Annotated in this window: 1 protein-coding gene; it reads left to right on the top strand. The window is 68.1% G+C overall.

The genetic code is table 11. The features are described 5' to 3' along the window. Positions 1-2,215: LPXTG cell wall anchor domain-containing protein (locus tag CRD59_RS07480; RefSeq protein WP_201736583.1), on the top strand; the 2,215-nt coding region annotated here is incomplete at its 5' end. Positions 2,216-2,248 lie beyond the last annotated feature (33 nt).

Genomic DNA, 2,248 nt, shown 5'->3' with positions numbered 1-2,248 from the left:
GTCCATCCTCTTCACCGACAGCTTCGACCAGTATCTCAAGGTCGATAAGCAGACCCTGGAGCTGATGGACCTGGATACGGGCCGGCCGGTGCCGAAGTCCAAGTACAGGACGACATGGGACGACGCCCGGCACATGGTCGAGCTCAAGGTCACCGACCCGGCGCTGATCGCCGGATGGCGGGCCGCAGCGAACCCGCGTGTGCAGATCCGTTTCGAGGGCACGGTCGATGACCGGGCTCCCGGCGGCCACCGGGTGGCGAACCAGTGGCAGCTCACGCTGAACAATTCGCTGACCCCCTCGAACGAGGTCGTCAACGTGCCGCCGAGCTTCGAGCCCGTCAAGCAGGACGTGTCCCATCGGGACCCGTCCGTCAGCATCGACGGCAAGACGCTGCTGATGGGTGACAAGGGCTCCTATCGTGTCACGATCGACGCGCGCCAGTCGGACCAGGCCTACAAGGTGTGGAGGCTCGGCGTGGTGGACGACTGGGACGAGGAGTACCTGTCCATCGATCCTGCCGGCATCGAGGTGGTCGGCTCGGACGGTGTGGACTACACCAGCCGCTTCAACATCCAGGTCAGGGACGGCGTGGTGTACGCGTTCGCCAAGACGGTGGACACCGAGATCCCCGCGACCGGCGAGACCGTCAGGGGAGACCCGCAGCCCGCCGACCTCAAGGCCTACTCCGAGCGCAAGGACCACGACCCGCTCCACGAGCCGGCGATCGACCAGGCTTTGCTGGGCCGCACCTACGACCTGGTGCTGCCCTACACGGTGGTCAAGGTCACCGACGGCAAGGTGGTCACCAACAAGGCCACCCAGATCGTGAACAACGTGAAGAAGGACACCAACCAGGTGAGCAACCCGCTCAAGCCGCTCAACCCGTCCAAGGACGTGGTGGTCAAGGTGGGCGGCGCCTCGGCGTCCGGACGCTCGATCTACCAGGGGAAGGCCTTCCTCTACCAGCTCGATTCGAGCATCCTGCCGGCCGGCCGGGCGTACCCGCAGGCCGACCAGTGGCGGATCGTGGACAAGCTGGACCCGGGTGTGGACCAGTACACGGGCCAGTGGGCGGTCTACGCCGCGCGCGACCTGTACGACGGCGGCCATGTGATCGCGGCCAAAGGCGTCAAGATCGCCGGCAGCGGCTTCGACGCCTCCACCATGGGCGGCGAGCTGTTCACCCTGGCCCAGGCGCAGGACGGGACCGTGACCATCACGGCCACGCCCCGCTACCTGGCCCTGGTCTCCGCGTCGGGCGGCAAGGAGGCGGGCTGGAGGGCCTACATCCAGGTCAAGCGCCTCAAGGTCGTGGAGCACCACGAGAACCGGTTCACCGAGTACTACAACGACAAGGTGCTGCCCTCCAACGTGGTGTGGACCCGCACGCCCGACATGACCCCGTCCCTGCACATCGAGAAGTTCGACACCAGGAGCGGCTTCCCCGTCGGTGACCGCGACGACCCCAAGGACGCGCTGCGCATGAGCGGCGACACGGATATCACCTTCCGCATCACCAACACCTCAAGGACGGACCCCGACACCGGCAAGGGCGCGTACTACCGGGCCAAGGACGCCAGGCTGGAGGACCACACGATCGTCGGCGACGGCACCGTGGTGGACCTCAAGTACCCGGACAACTGGGACAGCCTGGTCCTCAAGCCCGGCGAGAGCGTGGACGTGCACGGCACCCTGAAAGGGGCGACGGGCAAGCACACCGACCGCGCCAAGGTGACCGGCAAGCCGCTCACACCCTGCCCGGTGGACGATCCCAGCGCCAGGGACCCCTTCGGCAGGCCGAGGGGCGGAGCACCCGCCGCACCCCAGGGTGCGGTCACGATCGACGGGACGGCCTACTGCGAGGACACCGAGACCGAATCCAACCAGGATGACTGGAACGGCGTGCACGACCCGCTGGCCGACACCGGCGCCAACGTGGCCGGCGTGGTCGCCGCCGCCCTGGTGCTGGCCCTGGGCGGCGCCACCCTGCTGCTCGTCCGCCGCCGGTCTCAGGGCGGTCGTCTGACCGTCGGCGGGCAGGGCATGGCGATGGCCGGCCTCGCTCGGAAGGCCAAGGCGTGGATGCCGACGACCCGTCGGAGTTCGCAGGCCAAGGCCGATGCCGACATGCCCCATGACGAGGACCCAGCCCGCTATGCCGGCGATGACCCCTGGCACGAGGTCATCGACGGCGACAACCACACCGCAAGGTGATCCCAGGCGGGGCGCGTCCAGTGCCCCGCCCCT

The organism is Bifidobacterium xylocopae (assembly GCF_003315615.1).
In the GTDB taxonomy this organism is placed as follows: domain Bacteria; phylum Actinomycetota; class Actinomycetes; order Actinomycetales; family Bifidobacteriaceae; genus Bombiscardovia; species Bombiscardovia xylocopae.
The sequence above is the reverse complement of the archived record's forward strand: the minus strand, read 5'-3'. Positions and strand labels throughout refer to the sequence as shown.